This window comes from Phaeobacter sp. NW0010-22, assembly GCF_040365955.1.
In the GTDB taxonomy this organism is placed as follows: domain Bacteria; phylum Pseudomonadota; class Alphaproteobacteria; order Rhodobacterales; family Rhodobacteraceae; genus OMPR01.
In genome coordinates this window covers 1-21,958 of sequence record NZ_BAABWT010000007.1, presented here as the reverse complement: position 1 = coordinate 21,958, position 21,958 = coordinate 1, and the positions used below count along the sequence as shown (strand labels likewise).

General features: G+C 53.7%; 15 protein-coding genes. 5 read left to right on the top strand and 10 right to left on the bottom strand.

Annotated features, from left to right (window positions below):
- Positions 1 to 154: 154 nt before the first annotated feature.
- The 8 genes from ABWV33_RS15465 to ABWV33_RS15430 form a co-directional block, all read right to left on the bottom strand.
- Complete coding sequence (locus tag ABWV33_RS15465; protein ID WP_353332040.1) at positions 155 to 781, bottom strand: ankyrin repeat domain-containing protein; 627 nt, start codon at positions 779 to 781, stop codon at positions 155 to 157.
- A 182-nt stretch (positions 782 to 963) separates the two neighbouring features.
- Positions 964 to 1,395 carry a hypothetical protein gene (locus ABWV33_RS15460; protein ID WP_353332038.1) on the bottom strand — a complete coding sequence of 144 codons (432 nt, stop codon included), beginning with the start codon at positions 1,393 to 1,395 and terminating at the stop codon, positions 964 to 966.
- A 347-nt stretch (positions 1,396 to 1,742) separates the two neighbouring features.
- The gene (locus ABWV33_RS15455) at positions 1,743 to 2,858 is read right to left on the bottom strand and encodes a M24 family metallopeptidase (RefSeq protein WP_353332036.1); all 1,116 of its coding nucleotides are present in this window, start codon (positions 2,856 to 2,858) and stop codon (positions 1,743 to 1,745) included.
- A gap of 35 nt (positions 2,859 to 2,893) precedes the next feature.
- On the bottom strand, positions 2,894 to 3,496 hold the full coding sequence (locus ABWV33_RS15450) for a helix-turn-helix domain-containing protein (protein WP_353332034.1): 603 nt from the start codon (positions 3,494 to 3,496) through the stop codon (positions 2,894 to 2,896).
- A gap of 72 nt (positions 3,497 to 3,568) precedes the next feature.
- Positions 3,569 to 5,260 (bottom strand): dipeptide ABC transporter ATP-binding protein, encoded by a 1,692-nt coding sequence (locus tag ABWV33_RS15445; protein WP_353332032.1) that lies wholly within the window; start codon positions 5,258 to 5,260, stop codon positions 3,569 to 3,571.
- Positions 5,257 to 6,219: an ABC transporter permease gene (locus ABWV33_RS15440; protein ID WP_174217176.1), complete on the bottom strand. Its 963-nt coding sequence runs from the start codon at positions 6,217 to 6,219 to the stop codon at positions 5,257 to 5,259. Before ABWV33_RS15440 ends, ABWV33_RS15445 begins: the two co-directional genes overlap by 4 nt.
- A complete protein-coding gene (locus tag ABWV33_RS15435) occupies positions 6,216 to 7,187 on the bottom strand; it encodes an ABC transporter permease (protein WP_113823518.1) in 972 nt (323 codons plus the stop codon). Before ABWV33_RS15435 ends, ABWV33_RS15440 begins: the two co-directional genes overlap by 4 nt.
- A gap of 137 nt (positions 7,188 to 7,324) precedes the next feature.
- A complete protein-coding gene (locus ABWV33_RS15430; protein ID WP_353332030.1) occupies positions 7,325 to 8,905 on the bottom strand; it encodes an ABC transporter substrate-binding protein in 1,581 nt (526 codons plus the stop codon).
- Between the two features lie 357 nt (positions 8,906 to 9,262).
- Between ABWV33_RS15430 and ABWV33_RS15425 the strand changes: the two genes are divergently transcribed.
- On the top strand, positions 9,263 to 9,427 hold the full coding sequence (locus ABWV33_RS15425) for a hypothetical protein (RefSeq protein ID WP_353332028.1): 165 nt from the start codon (positions 9,263 to 9,265) through the stop codon (positions 9,425 to 9,427).
- Positions 9,428 to 9,985: 558 nt separating this feature from the next.
- Here the strand turns inward: ABWV33_RS15425 and ABWV33_RS15420 are convergent.
- On the bottom strand, positions 9,986 to 11,467 hold the full coding sequence (locus ABWV33_RS15420) for a putative sodium/potassium/calcium exchanger (protein ID WP_353332026.1): 1,482 nt from the start codon (positions 11,465 to 11,467) through the stop codon (positions 9,986 to 9,988).
- A 969-nt stretch (positions 11,468 to 12,436) separates the two neighbouring features.
- On the opposite strand from ABWV33_RS15420, the gene ABWV33_RS15415 reads away from it, so the two are divergent.
- The 4 genes from ABWV33_RS15415 (at position 12,437) to ABWV33_RS15400 (ending at position 19,613) form a co-directional block, all read left to right on the top strand.
- A complete protein-coding gene (locus tag ABWV33_RS15415) occupies positions 12,437 to 17,611 on the top strand; it encodes a cadherin-like domain-containing protein (protein ID WP_353332024.1) in 5,175 nt (1,724 codons plus the stop codon).
- Positions 17,612 to 17,773: 162 nt separating this feature from the next.
- Complete coding sequence (locus ABWV33_RS15410) at positions 17,774 to 18,109, top strand: hypothetical protein (protein WP_353332022.1); 336 nt, start codon at positions 17,774 to 17,776, stop codon at positions 18,107 to 18,109.
- Between the two features lie 574 nt (positions 18,110 to 18,683).
- Complete coding sequence (locus ABWV33_RS15405; RefSeq protein ID WP_353332020.1) at positions 18,684 to 18,962, top strand: helix-turn-helix domain-containing protein; 279 nt, start codon at positions 18,684 to 18,686, stop codon at positions 18,960 to 18,962.
- Positions 18,963 to 19,295: 333 nt separating this feature from the next.
- Positions 19,296 to 19,613 carry a hypothetical protein gene (locus tag ABWV33_RS15400; RefSeq protein ID WP_353332018.1) on the top strand — a complete coding sequence of 106 codons (318 nt, stop codon included), beginning with the start codon at positions 19,296 to 19,298 and terminating at the stop codon, positions 19,611 to 19,613.
- A gap of 901 nt (positions 19,614 to 20,514) precedes the next feature.
- Here the strand turns inward: ABWV33_RS15400 and ABWV33_RS15395 are convergent.
- The gene (locus ABWV33_RS15395; RefSeq protein WP_353332016.1) at positions 20,515 to 20,649 is read right to left on the bottom strand and encodes a hypothetical protein; all 135 of its coding nucleotides are present in this window, start codon (positions 20,647 to 20,649) and stop codon (positions 20,515 to 20,517) included.
- Positions 20,650 to 21,958 lie beyond the last annotated feature (1,309 nt).

Here is a 21,958-nt window from a genome sequence, read left to right as displayed (position 1 = left end):
CCCGCTGTGTCTGGCACGGATGACCGGAGCCAGCCCAAAGCAAACATTGGCTGGCCAAGTTCGCGCCGTAGTGCAACTTACGCATTCTTGTCGTTCAAGTACCGTGCTGTAGCTCGGGATTGAGATGATTGTCAGACTGAGAGAATGCGCTCATTTACTGGCCATCTTCTAGCATCTTAAGTGCCTCGGTGCCTGTCAGTTTTTTGTTGTTAGCGCTCAGTCCGAATGCACTTTCGCCCATTTCGGTTCTGGCAGCAACATCTGCACCAGCTTCGAGCAAAGCTATGATATTCTCTGGCGAACCAAATTTCGCGGCGCCATGTATTGGCGTCCAATCATTTGCTGTTTTCGCATCCACATTTGCCCCTGCATCGAGAAGCAACCTGACATTTTCAGTTGTTCCGGTTGCTGCCACGAAATGAAGCGGCGTTCGATCCCATTGATCCTTTGCGTTTACATCTGCACCTGCAGCAAGCAATGCAGCGATTACTTCTGGTTTTGCTCCCGCAACCCAGTGCAAGGCAGATTTTCCGATTTCATCCCTTGCATTCACATTGACACCTTGGTCGATCAATTGTTGAACATCTGCGGTTGTCGCTGACAAGTAGAATTCAGCGCCGCATAGATCGGTGCATTCGTCCGCTGCAAGCACTGGATTTGCAGCGAAAACCAGCAGCGACGCCATAGCAAAATAAACGTGTTTCATTGTAATACCCTGTTTGAACATGGCCCATAATAACACAAGTACTCGCAAGCCTCTCCTTACGACAAATCGACCCAAAGCGATGGTCCGCTCAAGACCAATGCAGGCATCACTACGATGACTTCAGTGATAGCGAGTTCGCTCCAATCCGCCATTGATGTCAAAATGACATGTCAACTTTGGGCTGGGGAGCGCCCTTCGCGTCAGGTTTCAACGAACGTTGGTGTTGCGGGACGAAACTGCCAGAGAAGAATCTTACTTCAGCGGCTGACGCGGTATCCTGTGTAGATCCAAATGCATAGAAGAACTACTGCTGCAAAAACTGGGTCAATAAACCCAAGGCTCACCTCGCCCGGCATCTTTTCTTCTAACCAGTCCGATACAAAATTGTCGGCGCGTAAGACAATCCCGATAATGGCAAATCCGCCTAAGAACAGTGTTGCGCCCGCTGCTTCGCCAATTGCTTTGTGTTGGTATTGAGTTAGTGATTTTGGCAACAACCTAATAAAATCATTCAGTATTTTTCCGATGAACCAAATAGAGACAAAAAACAAAAATAAACCAAACCCGGCGTATGGGTTCTTGAGCGCCATTAGGCCGGAGATCACCAACGGGATGACAAGCCGCAACTTGTACTTCTCCGTGAAGCGATCAATCTTCTTATCCAATTGATCTGATTTCGTATCAGACAATGTCAGCTTCCTTTACGTTGGTCTGGCGAGAAGTTGGCTTATGGCAAGCGTCAAGTCAAACCAGCAGTTTGGGCTCGAATCGGCCTACCGCAACTCGCCCAACGAACCAAAATGCGGCCTTGCGCGTGAATGGCAACAATTGTGGTCTGTTAGAATGTCGAACCTTGGCGCGGTCGGCGAATGGTATGGCTAGACCTACCAAAGACCTCCACGGATGCAGTGGGTATATTCACTTAGGACACCCTTGGGCAGAAAGGTATCAATGCCTGACCTGTTAAAGACACCAATTGGACGAGATCATCTGTCTGGGATCGCGTTTAGGCCAAATCCTGCGTGTTGTATGGGTCTCAGTCTTTTACCGGCAGTAGGCGCACAGTGCGCGGCAATTCGGAAAGGATTTCGACGCCGCCTGAATGCAGGAAGGCCACGTCTTCCAGCCGGATACCAAACTCCTCTTTCAGGTAGATGCCGGGTTCAACGGAAAACACGTTTCCGACCCTCAAGGGTTCGGGGTAGTTGGCGGCGATATATGGAGGTTCGTGCACGTCAACGCCCAGTCCATGACCTGTCCGGTGCAGGAACTCCGGGCCAAAGCCAGCGTCCTGAATCACCGTACGGGCGGCCTTATCAACGTCACTGCACAGGGTACCGGGCAGGGCGGCCGATTGCGCAGACTCGACAGCTTGTTCAACGATGCCAGCCACTTCATAGAACCGGGCATTCGGCGTGTCCCCATACCAGGCACAGCGTGTCATGTCTGAAGGGTAGCCTCGTAAGCGGCATCCCGCGTCGATTAGCACGGCCATATTAGGCTGCAGAGTATCTGTGGTCGTGTGATGGTGCGGATAGGCGCTGTTCTTTCCAAAAGCAACGATGCAAAAAGCGGGTTCTGCCCCATTTCCCATATAATGATCGTTGATGATATCGCGCACTTCGATTTCGGTCATACCGGTATGCAAGGCCTCGAACGCCCGCTCAAAGGCAGCATCGTTCAAAAGTGCACAGTCTTTCAAGAGTTGTCGTTCCTCAGCATCTTTTTCAGCGCGCAGAAGGCCAACCGTATCCAGCGTGAAGCGATGTGTCGGGGTGTCCAACTGATCTAAGAGCAGGAACGAAAAATCAGTGCGCATCATCTCGTCCAACACGATGCGGAGGCCGGGGCGTTTGGCGTTTGCCTCGGTCAAAAGCTGCGTAAGGGCGCCCAGCGGACCGTCAGCATCGCTCCATTCAAAAAAAGGCACGTTGGCACATTGGGCGCGGGACGCCTCGGCGTTCAGGAGGGGCATGAGCACGCCAACTTGATTGTCGGTGACAATCGCCATAACCGGGCGCTCATCGCCATGTGGGTTCAGTCCCAAGAGCCATTGCATGTGGCTGCCCGGCCCGATGGCGACCAGATCTGTGTTGGTTTCCACCATTCGCTGACGCAACCGCGCCAACCTGTTTTCCACAATATCAGACAAAGAGCCTCTCCTCAGTGGCAATACGTTGGGTGGGGTCAGCCGCGATGCCCGGGCAGACGGCCTTTCTGAGCGTCCTGCAAGACAACCAAAGTGCCGGTCCACAGCATACGCGCGGGGGTGTCGCCCACGGTTTTCCACCCATGGGGCGTTATTCCATTGTAATGCAAGCTATCGCCCTCACGCAGTGTAAAGGTTTCACCATCCAAGCTTTTTTCGATCGAGCCACTGAGGACGTATATGAATTCCTCGCCCTCATGTTGAAAAGTTTCGGACTGAAATCCCGGGGGACAATTCACGATGAAGGCTGACAATTCGTGACCTGGGAACTCGGTGCTGAGCGCTTCATAAGTTACGCCGGTGTCCGAGATCGAGAATTTGCGCCGCTTGTCGGCATAGGAGACAGCATCCCCCGGTTTGGGCGTGATCACAAAGTAATCAAGGCCCAAGTCAAGTGCACGGGCAATCTGTGCCAAGGTTCCAAGCGAGGGCGTAGCATTGCCCCTTTCGACCTGCGACAGGTAGCCGACGGACACACCTGCCTTGTCGCAGAGCTCTTTAAGGGTCAACTTGCGCTTCTGTCGGCACTTGCGAATCAAGTTGCCAAGCTTTGCCGGTTCGATCTTTTCGGATGCTATCATGTCACACACCTCCGGATTGCAGGTGTAAGGCCCACGCAGGAGGCAGGTGATATGAAAAAAGGACGCATTCCGTCAGCCTGACAACTGCGCCAATCGGGGCATCAGATCAAGCAAATGGGCGGTATACTCCTGCTTTGGGTTGGCGAACAGCGTTTCAGTGTCCTGCACCTCGATCAACTGGCCCTGTTTCATCACACCAACGCGGTCACACATCTGACGCACCACCGGCAGGTCATGGCTGATGAACAACATGGTAAGGCCTAAGTATTCCTGCAAATCTTTGAGAATGTTTAGTATTTGCGCCTGAATGGACACATCCAACGCACTGGTGGGTTCGTCGCAGATTAGGAACCGTGGCTGCGTTGCCAGGGCACGGGCAATCGAGATTCGCTGCCGCTGGCCACCTGAGAACTCATGCGGGTACTTCGCCGCTGCTGCACGGGTCAGACCGACACGATCCAGCAATTCGTGCACCCGCCCGCTGATCTGATCCGGCGGCAAGAGTTTGTGGTGTATCAACGGCTCGGCCACGATGTTTTCCACTTTCATGCGCGGATTCAGGCTTGAGAACGGATCTTGGAAAATCATCTGGATCTGTTTGCGATAGTTCGCCATGTCGACCGTGGACATGGCTGTGACGTCATCTCCGTCAAAGTTGATCTTGCCACCGTCAACCGGCAGGAGCGTGCCGATCATGCGCGCAACTGTGGATTTCCCCGATCCGCTTTCTCCGACAAGGCCAAAAACCTCACCATCCTTGATGTCGAACGACACGTCATCTACGGCGGTGAAGTAGGTGCGCCGGGACGGTAGGATAGCGGATTTTTCCAAGAACTTCTTGGTGATCCCCTCGACTTCGAGCAGTGCGCCGGATTTGGACAGGGCCGGTTTTTCCCAGTTGCGGGCGAGGTCTTCGATCTTGAAGGTGGTTTCACGACCGCCATAACTGACCTGCTGGAAGCGGTGCAACTTGACCTGCGGGCGCGGCACGGCAGAGATCAGCGACTTGGTATATTCATGTTCCGGGGTGCTCAGAACCTTGTCGGTTGGTCCGTTCTCGACAACCTCGCCAGAGTACATGACGGTGACCTGGTCGGTGGTGTCGGCGATCACACCCATGTCGTGCGTAACAAGGATCACGCCCACCTGCGTTTCCGAGGCCAGTTCCTTGATAAGGTCCAGCACCTGCGCCTGAATGGACACGTCCAGCGCGGTTGTCGGCTCATCCGCAACGATGACTGAAGGATTGGAGCACAAAGCAAGCGCGATAACGACACGCTGACGCATACCGCCCGAGAATTGATGCGGATACTGGTTGAACCGCGCGGTTGGGTTCGGGATCGATACCCGGTCCAGCAGGGCGAGCGCGCGTTCCTTTGCCTCGGCGGCAGAGACTTTCAGGTGCAGTTGGATCGTTTCGACCAGTTGTTCACCAATGGTGAACAACGGATTGAGCGAGGTCAGGGGATCCTGAAAGATCATGCCGATCTCGCGACCGCGAATGGCGCGCTTTTCCTCCGCACTGAGGTTGTCGATGCGGCGTCCCTTAAGCCAGATTTCTCCGGAAGCAATACGGGCAGGGTCGTCCAGGAGCCCGATGATGGCGTTGCCCGTCATCGACTTGCCCGCGCCACTTTCGCCGACAACACCGCGGATTTCTCCGGGGTAGATGTCATAGCTGACATTCTGTACAGGTTTGAACAGCCCGTGGCGCGTGGGAATTTCGACCGTTAGTTCACGGATGGACAATACGGGTTCGGTCATTTCAGCCTCGGGTTCAATACGTCGCGCAGCCAGTCACCCAGCATGTTCACACTGAGCGCCAGCGCCAGCAAGGTGCAGGCAGGGAAGAAAAGGATCCACCATTCACCGGAGAACAGGTAACCCTGTCCGATGCGGATCAGCGTACCCAGAGATGGTTGCGTGGGGGGGGCACCCACTCCGAGGAAGCTGAGCGTGGCTTCGGCGATGATAGCCAGCGCCAGCGAGATGGTGGCAATCACCAGCACGGGTGACAGAATGTTGGGCAGAATATGACGCAGCATGATGGTCGAAGGGCGCCGTCCGATCAACCTGGCCGCCGACACGTAGTCCTTGTTCTTTTCCACCAACGTCGCGCCGCGCACAACGCGAGCGAACTGTACCCAGTCGCTAAGACCAATGGCGAGGATCAGTACCCAAATTGCCATTTGGTCGCGGTGTTCGATAGGAGTGATGCCTTTGGCAATACCAAAGATCAGCATCGCAACAAGGATGGACGGGAAGGTCAACTGCACGTCGGCGGCGCGCATGATGAAACTGTCGGTCCAGCCCCCGAAATACCCGGCCAAAAGGCCGAGAAAGATGCCAAGAACCACTGCGAACAAAACGGCGGCAAAGCCCACGAATAACGAAATCCGCATGCCGTAAAGGATGGTCGAAAACACGTCCCGCCCCTGATCGTCGGTGCCCATCAGGAAGGTCTCGCCGGTAAAGGCATTCGGCGTCATCGGCGGTGTGAAACCGTTCATCAAGTTCAACGATGTGGGGTCGAACGGGTTGGTTGTCGCAATCAAAGGGGCGAATATGGCCGACAGGATCAACAGCATCGCCACGGCGGCCGACACCATCGCGACGGGCGAGTGGCGGAAAGCGTAATAGAGGTCACTGTCCAGCGCGCGGCGTAGCCTGGATGGGCGCGCCGATTGCGTTTCTTTTTGCGCAGAAATGGGTTGGTCGGTCACTTGGCACTCACCCTTAAACGTGGATCGATGAAGGCATAGAGGATATCAACCAGGAGGTTGATGACGACGAACATCACCGAAATCATCATCAGATATGCGGCCATGACCGGGATATCGACAAACTGGATTGCGTTGATGAACAAAAGCCCGAGGCCGGGCCACTGAAAGACAGTTTCGGTGATGATCGCAAAGGCGATGATTGCCCCCAATTGCAAACCGATCACAGTAATAACCGGGACCATTGTGTTCTTGAGCGCGTGGCGGAAGTTGATCACTCGGTCGCTCAGCCCGCGCGCGCGGGCAAAGCGGATATAGTCTTGGCGCAGCACTTCGAGCATCTCCGAACGCACAAGCCGCATTATGAGGGTCATTTGGTAAAGTCCTAGGGTGATCGCTGGCAGGATAAGCGCCTTGAGACCGGATTCAGTCAGTAAACCGGTGGTCCAGCCGCCAATCTTGACCACCTCACCGCGGCCAAAACTAGGCAGCCATCCGAGTTCAACTGAAAACAAGTAGATCAGCAGAATACCGATCAGGAAGGTCGGCAGGGACACCCCAATCAGGGAGGCAGACATGATGAAATGGGCGGCGAACCCGTCGCGGCGAATGGCGGTAAACACACCCAGCGCAATGCCCATCACAACGGCAAAGATCGCCGATAGAGCGGCCAGTTCCAGCGTGGCCGGAGCGCGCTCCTTAATAATCTCAGAGACTTCGCGACCCTGACGGTAGCTGATGCCAAAATTGCCTTGGGCCGCTTCGTTGAGGAATTTGAAGTACTGTACAGGAAGCGGTTTATCGAGGCCCAACTGCGCGCGCAGACGCTCAACGTCGTCCATCGTGCGTTCTTGGCCAAGCATGTTGTCAATCGGGTCACCCACAAAGGTGAACATGGAAAACGCAATAGCGCCGGTAACGACCAGAACCAGCATAGATTGGAACACACGCTTTAGGATGAATGGCAACATCGCAGAGGCTTTCTTGTGCCAATACACGTGGGGTCACGCGTTGAATTGGCAGGTCACGGAAGGGGGCCGGGGCGAGGAATTCCCACGACGCCCGTCAGAAACGGGCCGCCCGCAATAGGCAAGCGGCCCAGATTGATTTACTTCATGGTGAAGTATTTGACGCGGGGCTGATCTTCGGGATCAACCTCGATGCCGACACTGTCACTCATGCCCCAGTTCAGCACTTGGTGGTGAATTGGGATATAGAGCTGCTCGTCCTGAACAACCCGCCAAATGGCGGCGATATCCGCGTTCCGGGCGTCCAGATCGGTGTTGGAAGCCAGCGATTTGATCTTGGTGTTCACGTCACTGTTGTCAAAGCCGGTTCCGTTCCAGGTTCCGATATCGCTTCCACGACCATGCACCAGAAAGTTGAAGATATATTCCGAATCGTATGTCGGAACACCCCAACCCAGCATGTAGAAGTCGGTCTTGCCGTCCGTGATTTTGGGGAAGTGCTGTGCCTTAGGGATGGCGTCCAGGTTCACTTTGATGCCGATCTGACCCAGCATGCCGACTGCGGCTTGACAGATCGCTTCGTCGTTGATGTAGCGATCATTCGGGCAGTCCAGACGGATCGAGAAGCCTTCGCCGTAGCCGGCTTCGGCCATAAGTGCTTTAGCGCCTTCCATATCAGTGGAGCTTTCACCGTCCATCGCCGCGGTCCAGCCATTCACGAAAGGTGGTGCGATCATACCGGCAGGCTGAGACTGGCCACGCATCACGACCTGACGGATGGCATCGCGATTGATCGCCATGGACATCGCCTTGCGCACGCGTACGTCTGCCAGTGGGTTCTTACCATCGACGTTGTCGGCCTCAAGGTCAGCCGCGCCCTGGTTCATCCCAAAGAAGATCACACGGTTTTGTGGGGCCTGTTTGACAGTCAAACCATCTGCACTGTCCACGCGGGCCAAATCCTGTACCGGCATATCCTGAAGGAAGTTCACCTCACCCGACAGAAGTGCCGCAACACGCGTGGCGGCGTTCTGGATCGGGGTATAGACGATTTCGCTGACTTCCAATGGGAAGTCGTTGCGGCCCCAGTACTCTTCGTTGCGCACCATGACGGTTTTCACGTCAGGCTCGCGGCTGACCAGTTTGTAAGCGCCGGTGCCGTTCACATTGGTGGTCGCAAAGGTAATTTCGCCACCTTCAAAGTCTTGCACGTCGACTGTGTTGTTCGCCTCGGTCCAACCCTTGTCCATCATGAACAGGTTAGTCAGATTCGACGGAAGGATCGGGTTTGGACCGTCGGTTTCGATCTCAACAGTATGGTCGCCAACTGCGCGCACTGCGGTGATCGAGCCGATGAGCTCTTTCATGTCCGAGTTCGGCTGTTTCGCACGCTCAAAGCTGAACACCACGTCCTCGGCGGTGAAATCTGCGCCATCGTGAAATTTCACACCTTGGCGCAGGTTGAACACCCAGACGTTCGGATTGTCAGCACTGGGGGCCCAGTCAGTCGCCAGAGTCGGAACGAACGCGCCGCTGGTGTCGCGGATAATCAGCGGCTCATACATCTGGTGACGCATGGTGTGGCTGGGGCCTTCGTTTTGCGAGTGCGGATCCAATGTCAGGGCGTCACCCGCGCGAGCCCATTTAAGGGTTTCGGCGTTGACCACGGCAGTTGACGACATTAGTGCCGCAACCGTCAGGAGTGTTAGTGTCTTTTTCATGATGACCTCGCTGTTAGTAAGTGTTTTCCGCAAGCAGTTATATTTGTTTTTTCTGATCAGATTGTTCGGCAAAGAAGCACTCATTGATCTCCCGGGTCGCTTGTATTTTTGGAACAAGAAACGCCCCATCTCGGTGATTGCCGATTAAAGTTCAGGCTTGCAGATATCGCCACGCCACAATGTGGTGTTACGCAGTCAGGACCCTAAAAAAATTATTTGGGGTATACAATAATAATTTTTCTCAACCTCAGAGCACGTTTTTTTGTTGGAAGTGACGATGGGCAAGGAGGCATGTCGCTGGTGTCATGAACCACTCCAGCTTTTTAAGTGGCTCCAAATCGAAGAAGGAGTGGAGCCATGGCAAGAGACACCAGAGCAAACTGCCATTGGCCCGAGACTCGCGTGAGAGAGGGCGCTCACTGTTGGCAGATCGCCAAACCAAGCGAGGAATCCGACCTGCGATTTGTTGGCCTGAAATTTGATATCGACCTGAGCATCGAAGCGGACCTGCGCGTATGTTAATCGGCCTGGAGGGGGCATTCTTTTTCGGGGCGAGATCGCTGCGGAGCACATCACAATTTCAGGCCAGGACTTCATAGCACGCACGACATCCAAATGGCTTGCACGTTGTACCTTTGCCGAGGCCACCCAGAATGCTCTCGCTGACCAAACGTGGGAAGCCCGCACTTGCAACTTTACAAATTGACAAGGCTTCGCAAAAGCGGACATGGAACGAACGGTAGCTTTGTCCGCATTCCGATCATTCAAACAGACTAAGTGGCGGACCTACGGCGAACGTCCGCTTCGGCTGGCTGCGGATCAGTATCTTGCAAATCGCGCCAACGGCCCAAAGTGGTCATTCGTAACTCCAGCAGCAACCCTCCGCCTGGAGCTCGTTTTCCCAGGTGCAACAGATCACGGCCTGAAGGCTGCGCACTTTGGAAACTAGGTGCGCAGCAAAAAAATGAGTAAGATAAAGGCGTGTTTTCAAAGTTTTGTTTGGCAGTAGAGATTAGATAGTTCTCCACGCAATTCTATGAGGCAAACAATGCCATCGGATGGAAACAACTTGCCCTGCAGTTAGATACTTTCGTCACCCTCATCATCTTCATCACCCTCATTTCCTTCATCCAGCTCGTCTCCCTCGTCATTCTCGTCGCCTTCGTCATGTTCGTCGCCTTCGTCATGCTCGTCGCCCTCGTCGCCGTCGTCCAGAATGTTCAGGCTTTCGTCTTCCTCGTTATCCTCGTTGCCTGAGTCCGGCAAATTGTCGTCTTCGTCGCCCTCGTTGCCGTCGTCCTCTTCGTTACCTTCGTCGCCTTCGTTGCCCTCGTTGTCTTCGTCGTCTTCGTTACCTTCGTTGTCCTCGTTCCCCTCATCGTCTTCGTCGTCTTCGTTGCCCTCATTGCCCCGGTCACTTTCGTCTTCGTCCCACTCGTTGCCCTCGTCGTCTTCATTGCCCTCGTTGTCTTCGTGACCCTCGTTACCCTCGTTACCCTCGCGTCCTTCGTCGCGCTCGTCACCTTCGTTGTCTTCGTTGCCTTCGTCGCCTTCGTTTTCCTCGTCGCCTTCGTCGTTTTCGGTGCCTTCGTTGTTTTCGTCGCCCTCGTCGCCTTCGTTGTCTAGGCCGCCTTCATTTCCTTCGTTGCCTTCGTGGCCTTCATTTCCCTCGTTGCCCTCGTTGTCTTCATCGGCTTCGTTGCCTTCGTTGTCCTCGTCGGCTTCGTTGCCTTCGTTGCCTTCGTTACCCTCGTCATCTTCGTGGCCTTCGTTGTCCTCGTCACCCTCATTGCCCTCGTTGCGTTCATTGCCTTCGTTGCCTTCGTTACCCTCGTTTTTTTCGTCGGCTTCGTTGTCCTCATCGCCTTCGTCGCCCTCGTTGTAGGTCACCCAATCGTCGTCGTCCTCGTCGCCTTCGTTGCCTTCATCGCGGTCGTTCAGCTCGTCGCCTTCATCGCCTTCGTCGCCCTCATCGCCATCGTAATATATACCTTCGTTGCCTTCGTTGCCCTCGTTGTCTTCGTCGTTTTCGATCCCTTCGTTGTTTTCGTCGCCCTCGTCGCCTTCGTCGTCTAGGCCGCCTTCATTTCCCTCATTACCTTCGTTGCCTTCGTTACCTTCGTCGGCTTCATCGCCTTCGTTGTGTTCGTCGCCTTCATTGTCTTCATTGCCTTCGTCGCCGTCGTACGGAACGTCAGTCTCATCGCCATCGTCGCCCTCGTTGCCTTCATTCCCCTCGTTACCCTCATCGCCACCGACGTCTGCGTTACCTTCGTTGCCTTCATTGCCTTCATCACCCTCATCGCCTTCGTCGTCTTCTTGTCCTGCTAAGCCTTCATTGCCCTCATTACCCTCGTTGCCTTCGTTGTGGTCATCATCAAAGGCAAGGGCAGAGATTTCATTGCCTTCATTGCCCTCGTCATTCTCATCGCCTTCATTGTCCTCATTACCCTCGTTGCCTTCGTCGCCTTCATTGGCAAAGCTCAAAGGGCTAAACAGGTCGACGTTTTGAAGCATCGCTTCCAGAATAATTTCAAATTTGCTTTCAGATAGATTGGGCATAACCGCCTCCGAAATAAGTTGACTCTCAATGGGCCGATTGTCCGAAAATTCTACTGAAAAGCCAATGGAAAAAACAATTAGCTCAAGCCCGACATGACCGGAAACGAACAATCCCAGGCCAAGTTGAAGGTAATCATATCCCAAAATTCATGTCCTAAGGGACCGGCTTACTTTGCGTTCAGAATGCTTTCCTCACCCAGTTCGCCTGAATTCGAGCTATAGCGATGACAGGCTACTGCGCAGCTAGACGATTGATTACAGAAAATTTGCAAAGGTCGCTAACTGCGCCTCAGCTTCCGAGCTTTTCAGTAATTGGTTGAGCGAGGGGGCGGTATTTCATTTTCGATCCACGTGTCGATCTCAGAACTTTACAACCAGTCGGCCAACTCCGCTTCGCTCGTCGTCAGAGACCACTCGAGCCGTTTGAACCAGTTGCTAAGTCGGGGCGATTATAAGCGACGCACTTAAATCAAGCTTACTGTACCAAGCCGAGCATACCCCCAATTTGACGCGTCCTTTGCCCCAGTAAAAGTTGGTAATTGCCGCCTCGTTTAGATGGGCGAATCGTATAGATTTGCATCAGTGGGCTTCCAGACCAAATCAGGTTCGCATCGCACTAAAGTGTTTAGCACTTTGCGTTTTTACCTAAATCACACCTGGGAAACGCAGAATTTCCAAATGCGCAGCAATCAAGAAATGATCGCATTAACAGTTAATTTAGCAAGTTTTTTGCCTTTGCAATTGTGCCCAGGTAAAGGTGCGGGTCATCTCAAAACAAGAAAACAGGAGAAAACGCTTCAAATCCTTGTAAGGTGAGCCTCTTTTGGGGGTGGCGTGAAATTTCACGGAGCCCCCGTTTGTATAAAAGGGTGGCGCGTGAAACTTCTATTCCCAGCTGGAAAAACTGTACTTTCTTATCATGCGCAATGGCCCCACCTCTTCGCGTCATGGGGTGAGCCCTCATATAGAATGGACTTCAATTTTTCTTTCGGAAGATTTGGCTCCGACCTCTTGATTGGCGGAATAGGCCGAGACTTTATTTTTGGCGATTTCGGAAATGATAGAATTCGTGCAGGAGCAGAGGCTGACTGGGTCTTTGGTGGCACAGGAAACGATCGCATTTGGGGCAACAGCGGCAACGACAAGCTTTTTGGCAATAGCGGACACGACCGGATATGGGGCGGCTCCGGGTCAGATTATGTGCGCGGCGGGTCGGGGAACGATCGGTTGTGGGGCAACAGCGGCAACGACAAACTTTATGGCGATAGCGGGCACGACCGGATTTGGGCTGGTTCCGGATCGGACTACGTGCGTGGTGGATCGGGCAACGACCGAATTTGGGGCAACAAGGGCAACGACATTCTTCACGGCGACCAAGGGCGCGATCGGCTTTATGGTGGGCGCGATGATGACGTCCTGAACGGTGGCTCCGGAAACGATTTCCTACACGGTGGGACCGGGTATGACGTTGCGGTGTTCACAGGGGCAATCGAGAATTATACAATCACCCAACGAACAGAATTTGAATGGTTGGTTGTAGGGCGGGACGGTCGAGACGTTGTGCGTCACGTCGAAATGCTGAAGTTTGACGACGCTCAGTTGTCGCTCGTTTCTGCAAACAGAGACCCTGTCATTCTGCCGCAAACAGCAAATACCGATGAAGATACACCGCTACAAATCGACACTTTGTTGGCTGGGGCTACAGACCCTGATGGTGACACGCTGGAGATTACCAGCGTATCGGCAAGTGCTTCGGGGGCTTTGGTTTCGCTTACCGCTGATGGCAACGTAATATACAATCCTAACGGTGCATTTGAGGCCTTAGCCGCAGGTGAAACTGCGCTGGATACGTTCGTCTTTACGGTGTCTGATGGTAATGGTGGCACGGATACCGAAACGGTTTCGGTCACCATCACCGGTACCAACGATCTACCGACTGCACAGAACGATTTTATCAATGGCCTTGCCAGCGACACCCTGACCTTCAACCTGACTGGCAACGACAGCGATCCGGACACAACGGACGATCTTGCTATTGCTGCGCTCGACACCACAGGCACACTTGGCATTGTGATGTTGGGGGCAGACGGACACTCGGTAATTTATGATCCAAACGGCGGTTTTTCTGCGCTGCGAACAGGCGAAACCACTGTGGACACCTTCTCATACACCGTGACTGACGGAAACGGTGGTTTCGACACGGCCACCGCCAGTGTAACGATCACCGGTACAAATGACGGCCCCTTTCCTGTCGATGGATTGGCAAGCGCACAGAACATGGCGGTCGGATACACCGACTTGCAGGGCGACCAGATTGACGGCACCGATGGCAATGACGACACGATCTTTGGCAACGGTGGTGACGATACGATCTACAGTGGGCTTGGCAACGACACCGTGGATGGCGGCGCCGGTGATGATCTTTTTCAAATTCGTCTTGCTGGACCGGGCATTGATACCGATGTCATCATTGGCGGCGAAACCGATGAAGACGGCGGTGGCGACATCCTTGATGCGCACAGCGTGTTTCGCAATCTGACCCTGACACTGACCGCGGCCGAGGCTGGTACGCTTCAAGAAGGTGCACAGACAACCACATTCTCTGAAATCGAAAGGTTCATTTTTGGAGATGGGGATGACACATTTTCTGGCGCGGCCTTTGACAGTGCGGTTTACGTTGACGGCTATGATGGAGCCGACAGCATTGTAACGGGCAATGGCGACGACACCCTGATGGGTGGCTTTGGGGTCGACACGATCCAAGCGGGCGACGGCAGTAACCTCATAGATGGCGGGGATCAGAGCGACAACATCACCAGCGGAGATGGCAATGATACTGTCGATGGGGGTGGCAACAACGACACCATAGATAGTGGCGCTGGCGACGACAGCGTCCTTGGTGGGTCTGGCGACGACAACATTACCACTGGCGCAGGCAGTGACACGGTGGATGGCGGCACCGGCAACAATACAATCAATACAGCCAGCGGCGTAGAGACAGCAGACCCCGATGATGATCGGGATCTGGTGAATACTACCTCTGGCTACAACAGGATCACCACCGGCGAAGGCGCAGACACGATCAACTCTGGCGATGGCGAAGACACCATCGATGCTGGGTCCGGCGACGATGTTATCAACGCCGGGGGGGACGACGACAGCGTGCAGGGCGGTACGGGCAATGACAGCATTCTGGGAGGGGATGGTCAGAACACCATTTATGGCGGCGACGGCAACGATACGCTTGAAGGTGGAGCGGACACAGATGTTCTACGTGGTGGCGCGAACGATGATCTGATATTCGGGCGCGGCGGCGGGGATCGCATCGTGGACGACGCCGGAGACGACACGATTCATGGCAATGAAGGCAACGACTCGCTCTGGGGTGGCGTCGGTACCGACAGCCTGCTTGGCGGCGATGACCGTGACCAGATTGTTTATGGCGTGTCCACAGATGCATATGGCGACACGGTTGACGGCGGTACTGGTGGTGACGATGTCGACACGCTGGATCTTTCGCGCTTTCAACAGCTGTTTCGGATCGTCGGTCAATTTCTGGACGCCGACGGCGATTCAACCTCGGGTACTGTTGAGTTCCTTGATGGTGACGAGGTGTCCGGCCTGCTGGAATTCTCAGAAATTGAGCATATCCTGACACCTGCACCGGTTGCCGTCGATGACTCCGCGTCCGTCGGCGAAAACGACACCGTTGCCACCGAAATCAATCTGACAGACAACGATTACGAGCCGGATTTTGGCGACACCCTCAACATTGCGTCTGTCGACACAACCGGTACGAACGGATCGGTCACGATAAACATTGACGGTCAAACGGTAGACTATGATCCAAACGGCGCATTCGAGTGGCTGGGCGCTGGCGAATCCGTAATCGACACGTTCACCTACACGGTGCAAGACTTTGAAGGCTTTACAGACACCGCTACGGTTTCTGTGACCGTCACTGGGTCAAATGACCTGCCAACCGCCCTCGCAGATAGCGCAACAGTGGGCGAGGACGATACCTCACCCACCGATATCAACCTCACTGGGAATGATATCGACCCTGACGCGTCGGATGTGCTTGCCATCCAGTCGGTCGACACCACCGGCACGCTGGGCACGGTATCAACAAACGTGGACGGCGTTTCCGTAGCCTATAACCCCAACGGGCTATTTGACTATCTGGCCTTGGGTGAAACTGCTATAGACACGTTCACCTACACCGTGTCAGACGGCAACGGGGGCACAGACACAGAAACGGTCAGGGTCACAATTCACGGGGAAAACGACGCGCCAGTCGCTTACGATTACCCAACATCAGTGAATCTGAGTGAGGGCGACGTAACGATAATGTCGATGTCTTACAACGACATCGACCCCGACACATCGGATGTTGTTGAGATCCTGTCCATCGATACAACCGGCGTATTGGGCAGTGTGACGATAAACCCTGACAGACGAGGGGCCACCTATGATGCCAATGGGGCGTTCGATTACCTGGGTGAAGGTGAAATAAGTAGTGAGACTTTCACCTATGTCGCAACGGACAATAATGGCGGAACGGACACCGCCAATGTTTACATCACAATCTTCGGTACCAATGATGGTCCAACCGCGGTGGATGACACCGGTTCGGGCAACGAGACAGGTGCCATCAACATTGACCTCACCGGCAATGACACCGATCCCGAGGTGGCAGATGATCTTGAGATCCTTTCCATCAATACAACCGGCACACTGGGGTCGGTCACAATAAATGCGGACAATGACTCTGTCACCTATGACCCAGATTCTGCCTTTATTGACCTGTTAGCTGGTGAAACAGCGGTCGATACCTTCACATATACGATCTCAGACGGGAACGGCGGTACAGACACCGCAACCGTAAGCGTGACATTGCATGGTGTTGATCCCGATCCTGTCGACGGGTTGGAGACCGGTGAACTCATGGAGGTGGGTTATACCGATCTGCAGGGCGACCAGATAGACGGGCCTGATGGTCTGAACGACATTATCTTTGGCCATGGGGGCGACGATACAATTGCAAGCGGTATGGGCCGTGATACCGTTTATGGGGGCGCAGGGGATGATCGTTTCCTGATCGTGCCAGATGGAACGGGCATCGACGCGGACCACATCATCGGCGGTGAAACCGATGAGGACGGCGGCGGCGACACGCTGGATGCAAGCGCTGATTCCCGCAATATCAGAATCACTCTGACAGGATCAGAACAGGGCACGCTGACGGCTGGTGCCCAAGTGACAACCTTTGAAGAGATAGAGCGATTTGTCATGGGTGTAGGAGATGATGATTTCAACGCGCAGACCTCCTTGGATAGCCTCTACATCGATGCAGGCGATGGCGATAACGACATTTCTACCGGCTTTGGCAATGACACGATCATCGCCGGCGATGGCAACGGCATTGGCGAAAGCGACTTCCGCTCTGAGGGCGGCAACAACTTCATTCAGACTGGTTCAGGCGACTCTACTGTGGACACCGGTGATGGAAACGACACCGTTATAACGGCCTCTGGAGAGGATCGCATCAACACAGGTGGTGGTGACGACAGCATTGTGGGTCTCGCCGGGTTTGACGTCCTCCGATCCGGCGACGGAAATGACACCATCAACGGCGGAAATGAGGGAGGTTACATTTTTTCCTCTAACGACTTCGCGTTTTCTGCAGATGACAAGGACTTGATCACTGCAGGCCGCGGCGACGATACAATCTTTAGCGGTTGGGATAATGACACGATCACGGCCGGAAGGGGCGATGACTATATCGAGGCAGGCGAAGGCAATGACTCGGTTAATGCCGAATTTGGCGACGACACAGTCCTTGGTGGAGATGGCAATGATACCATCTCAGGGGGGGGTGATCGGGACATTCTGGATGGTGGCGATGGCAACGACACGTTCCTGTTCACACTTCAAGAGGCCGCCGGTGACACCGTCGAAGGGGGGAATGACTACGACATTCTGCACCTGACTGGTTTCGGTCCGTATCGCATTGTCGACGAGGTTATTGATCCGAGCGATCCGGGTTCGATGTCGGGCACCGTTGAACTCCTCCAAAGTGACGGCACAACTTACAGAGCCGCAATTTATTTCAGTTCAATCGAAGAGTTTGTCTTCGTGTGAACCAATCGAAGGCCGCCCCGATCTACCCTGTGATCCTTGTCGAGGGCACTGAGCAGGCTGTTGGTCCGCTATCTGCGCATTGCAGCCATTGGCACCTCTTGTGGTAGTTTGTCCGGCGCTCACTGGAGTTAGCATTGGAGTCTGAAGGTCGGCTTTCCCTAGATGCTTGCGGTAGCCGGTGATTTCCGAGATAAATTCCTGTCTTCTTACCTCTTGAACTGCTCTCATGAGCACGCACTTGTGCCTGTAAGACAACGTGAAGAGAGCGGTCATCTGGCCGCCACCAACCCGGTTTCTGCTGGGTGGTTTCGTCGAAAGACGCACCTGGCAATCACTGCAATCAAGGAGATACTCATGCAGAATTCGGGAGCAAAAAGGATAGTTTTTGAGCTTATTGCAGCCGAACTTGAGGTTCCGGTCGAAAAACGAGACTACTTCGTAGAAGAAGCTCTCGTCGTCGATGAATTGTTTAAAAAATGCCCGTTTGACGGTCAATAACCCCAGAGAGAGCCGCCGCGAACTTCTGCAAGCGCGAAAGGAAACTTTTAAGAGCCTGCAGAAGCTTGAACGAGAGATTGAAGAGTTCAAACGGGACACCGGCGGGCCAAACCCAAAACGCGTTAGGGAATACTCTTTTAAGCAACTATTAGCGTTACAAGACAAGGTTTTCGACAAGTTCGCCACATAGACACAAACCGGCAAGTTTTGCACGAATTGCTATCTTCTTTTCGAGAGTTTTGATGAAGACACCATTGGCTTGGACGAAGCCATCAATCGCCTTTTAAGGAAAGAACGCACGAACCCCTCTTGATCCCCCCATAGTCATAACCTTTACAATTTTCCGCGCGGGTCGCGACTATGGGCCATACATTTCCGTGCTCTAAGAAGTGTCCATGACAGACAGTTCGAGCCATTTTCAGCAACGGCATGACAAGGGCGCCTCAGCTTCTTTGACGACCTTGGTGCGCGCAATCGCTCGCACTTCGGCACGGCAATGTGTGCCTAACATGGAGCATGAAACAGGCGAGAGCGATGGCGGTGGTCAAAACTCCGCCAAAACGGAGGAACTATAATGCCCCCTATACAAGCGCCGATGATGACAGTTGAGGCTGTCGCAGAGCATATGAACGTTTCAGACCGCGCTGCTTTTCGCTGGATAGCGTCAGGCCACTTGAAGGCCTTTCGGACCGGGCATGTGCTTCGAATTTCTGGCGCAGAACTGGACGTTTTCATCGACAATAAATCGGCAACCTGGGTCACCGCGTACCGCCAATCTCGGCGATTTATATCATGTAAAATCAATGCCAAAACCGCAGTAGTGCATACTATACCTTCATGGTTTTCAGTTTGATAAAAGGATAGATATCACTAGTTTAAATGCCGGACATCTGGAGTACACAAGATGCACGACCTGTCACCTTCTGTTAGATCAGCCGCCACACTTGGCAACGTGGTTGGCAGGCTCGATACTATCAATGACTTGAGCAAGCACGAAGCCCAGGAGATGGCTTCGGCAGGTCGCAAAGTCGCAAGTTTCGTTTATCTGCCTCCATCTGGTGTTATTGTGGAAATAGGAAAGCTGCGGCAGACTCTTGAAACTCTGCAACCACGCAGGTTCAATATCTCCGGGCGTAGACTGCGAAACATCCGCTCTTTGTTTGTTTGAGCTTTGGATGAGACTGTTATGGAGGTGGAACCCTTGCGCCTGAATGCGCAACTCGCCCCAGCGTTGGAGAAGCTAAAGGCAGGTCTATCCACGCAGAACGACAAACAAGCGCTTGCTCGGTTTTCTCAATGGTGTTCCCTACGTGAGATAGTGCCAGGCGAAGTGGACGAAAACACGATCACAAAGTACCGTGAAGCCTTGCTCCAACGAAGCTTCGTCAAGAACGGCGAAAAGCATGTTCAGAATCTCATCCGTAGCTGGAATGCATGTGCTGCCATGGTTGAAGGGCGGCAAGACACCAAGATAACGCCGTTTCCCGTCGAGAAGTCTTCCTGATTCAGGAAGCAACCTTCCCGCAGTGCTTTGCGACGATTTGAACAGCTGGTGCGAGCGTATTTCAGGCGCAGACCTTTTGGACAAACAACGTTATACCTCTGAGACCCGTAAGCGTCAAATGGCGACGCGACCACATTTTACGCTGCACATAGACTTTGGTGCACGAAGATGAAAGCCCTGCGCAGATAGTGGATCTGTCTGTTTTAATCGACCCAGGGCGCACTAAAAGAATTTTGAGATGGTTTCTCGCACGCAACAGCGGCATGCCATCACAACAATTCCACCATGTTAGCGGTGTGTTGATGGCCATCGCTTGAAGTAAAGAATGATTGAGCGATCGAGTTGTCGTAGGCTGCTGAGACAATCCGCCTGCTAGGCTCCTACTTTACGAAGGCCCTGCCTGTTCTCGCAACTCCAGGATGCCGAGACCTCTTCGCCGGTAATAGTGTGGCAAAGTGTTCAAAAGTTGGGCATGGCATTCGCCAAAGCCATGGAGCGAGCGCTTGATGTTCGCGTCACCCTCACCAGTTTCGCCATATCGCTGGCTATCTTTTTCTAAGCAATGCCCAAGAGACTATGCGACCGTGAGGATACTGTTGGGCCATAAGTCACTGCAGACCACGATCCAATTCTACGCCGGAATGGAGATTTCCACCGCGGCAAATCGGTTTGACGCAGTGGTGCTCGCGCCGAGACGCAAATGAAGGAGATTGCGCCCGTGACAACCAAACACAGACCCCCACGCTGCGTGCCCGTTGTTGAATAGACAGAGAAGGATCACGAGGCTGGGACAAAAGCCCCTCACCCCAAAGGTATTTTTGATGACACGGGAGCCGCATCTCACCTACGTGCGCCCTCGATACGGTGTATTGCGCAAGCCGTTGGGCGTTTCTTGGGTTGGCTAAATGATGTGAAGGGCCGCATGGCTGTCGATGCTGCACATGTCGCCACTATTTGCACGCTGCGCAACAATGTAGGCCGGCTCGATGGAAGAGTCGCCCCATTTGCCGTCTTGGACCACATCAGAGATCTTCATGGGTATCTCCGCTATGCTTGGCGGCCCTTTGATCTCGCCCACGTAAAGCGCGCTGGGCGTTCACTGGCTTGGAAAGCCAAACCAACAAAGGACAAACGATGCCGCCTGCGTTCAAGCGAAGACTTAGTCGCGTTGGGTAAAGACCTGATGGCGCGCTCAGCAAATCTCAAAGGGGGCGATCCCAGATTACCTTTGGCCCAATATCGAGAAGGATTGGCCATCGCGCTATTGGCTTTACGTCCAGTACACATTCGTGCTTTTGTCTCCATTCATCTGCAAGATCACCTCCTGCAAGTTGGCGATGTCTGGAAGACGTGTGTCCACCATTGATGAAGCTCAAAGGTCGTTGGTACAGTGATCCTCGACGAGCGCTTAGGATTTCGATCGACGGCACTGCAATGATGCCCAAGGCCTTTGGCAAAGCGATCTCCCCACACCTTTTTTCAAGTCCGCACCGAAACTACACTTACATAGGTCAGCCCGGAGAACGTGGGACTGGCAACTCCCCTACTTGGCCACGCATCTGCTAAGAAACACTACGATCAGGCCCTTCAAATCAAAGAAAGGAGCAAACTTAACTTTGCAATGTCCAGGTTGCAACGGTGCCTTAGATAAAGCTAGAAGAGCGGATTTCAAATTCATGGTGTGGAGGCTTGCTGCTACCCGCAATTAAAAAAGGAGCAACTTGATGAACACCCTCTTAATCCGCGTAGCGCTCTAAGCCTGCTACAGCTTCGACATCCTGCGTGACGACTCAATTGAAAATCAGGTGCGCCTTTGCCGTGAACATGCAGGAGCTGAGACATGGTGGATAGCTACAGTGACAGGTCCATTTTCGCTGCCAGTCTGATCAGGTCCGGTATCCAAGCTCTACTGGCTGACGCCCAAAACGGTTGGTTCGAAATCGTTCTCGCGGATTCGCTGGGTCGCCTTTCCCGGGACTAGGAAAATGTTGCCAGCGTTTACAAACGCTTTGCCTTTGCTGGCGTTCAAGCGTCATTAGAGTCACAGAAAGCCAAATTTGAGCATGACTTAAAGTCAGCGCCAACACCTCAGCCTGTTGTGCATCCCAATATGTCAAATCTCTACCGCGCAAGAGTCAGCAACTTGGCAGGGGCTCTTAATGCACCCAATGCCCACACTGAGGCCAGCGAGGCGTTACGCGGACTTATCGAGAGCGTAGTCCTTACGCATTCAGAAGAAGACTACAGTATCCATTTGCGGGGAGATTTGGCTGGAATACTAGTATTAGCACCTGATAAACAAGCAAAAACCGCCGTGGTTTGTGGGCCATCGGCGGTTTCGCAAA

Coding starts and splice junctions, on each gene's coding strand:
- ABWV33_RS15430 (WP_353332030.1), bottom strand. CDS start 8,905: ATGAAAAAGACACTAACACTCCTGACGGTTGCGGCACTAATGTCGTCA.
- ABWV33_RS15450 (WP_353332034.1), bottom strand. CDS start 3,496: ATGATAGCATCCGAAAAGATCGAACCGGCAAAGCTTGGCAACTTGATT.
- ABWV33_RS15435 (WP_113823518.1), bottom strand. CDS start 7,187: ATGTTGCCATTCATCCTAAAGCGTGTGTTCCAATCTATGCTGGTTCTG.
- ABWV33_RS15445 (WP_353332032.1), bottom strand. CDS start 5,260: ATGACCGAACCCGTATTGTCCATCCGTGAACTAACGGTCGAAATTCCC.
- ABWV33_RS15415 (WP_353332024.1), top strand. CDS start 12,437: ATGGACTTCAATTTTTCTTTCGGAAGATTTGGCTCCGACCTCTTGATT.
- ABWV33_RS15410 (WP_353332022.1), top strand. CDS start 17,774: ATGCTTGCGGTAGCCGGTGATTTCCGAGATAAATTCCTGTCTTCTTAC.
- ABWV33_RS15395 (WP_353332016.1), bottom strand. CDS start 20,649: ATGAAGATCTCTGATGTGGTCCAAGACGGCAAATGGGGCGACTCTTCC.
- ABWV33_RS15400 (WP_353332018.1), top strand. CDS start 19,296: ATGGAGGTGGAACCCTTGCGCCTGAATGCGCAACTCGCCCCAGCGTTG.
- ABWV33_RS15405 (WP_353332020.1), top strand. CDS start 18,684: ATGCCCCCTATACAAGCGCCGATGATGACAGTTGAGGCTGTCGCAGAG.
- ABWV33_RS15420 (WP_353332026.1), bottom strand. CDS start 11,467: ATGCCCAATCTATCTGAAAGCAAATTTGAAATTATTCTGGAAGCGATG.
- ABWV33_RS15425 (WP_353332028.1), top strand. CDS start 9,263: ATGGCAAGAGACACCAGAGCAAACTGCCATTGGCCCGAGACTCGCGTG.